Genomic DNA, 347 nt, shown 5'->3' with positions numbered 1-347 from the left:
AGAGGTGGCCGCGCAAATTCGGACAGTCGGATAAGTGGAACGTTCGAGGCCTGAGCCGGCGATAATGCCGACAAAGGAACCTTGAAGATGACGAAGAGAAGCCGACGGACGCACTCAGCCGCGTTCAAAGCGAAAGTGGCGATGGCGGCGGTCAAGGGTGAGCGGACGCTAGCCGAACTGGCGCAGCAATTCGATGTGCACCCGAACCAGATCACCGAATGGAAGCGGCAGTTGCAGGAACGTGCCGCCGATGTGTTTGGCTCAGGCGGCACGGCGTCGAGCGAGCCGCAAGTCGATCTGAAGGAGCTACATGCGAAGATCGGCCAGCTCACGCTGGAGAACGATTT

The 347-nt window shown here is 59.7% G+C and carries 1 protein-coding gene; it reads left to right on the top strand.

The features are described 5' to 3' along the window. Positions 1–87: 87 nt before the first annotated feature. The coding region (locus P0D80_RS51455) for a transposase (RefSeq protein WP_408296719.1) at positions 88–347 on the top strand (260 nt) is incomplete at its 3' end.

Source organism: Paraburkholderia sp. RL17-373-BIF-A (genome assembly GCF_046030175.1).
Classification (GTDB): domain Bacteria; phylum Pseudomonadota; class Gammaproteobacteria; order Burkholderiales; family Burkholderiaceae; genus Paraburkholderia.
Note: the sequence above shows the minus strand (reverse complement) of the source record. Positions and strands in the feature narration are given on the sequence as shown.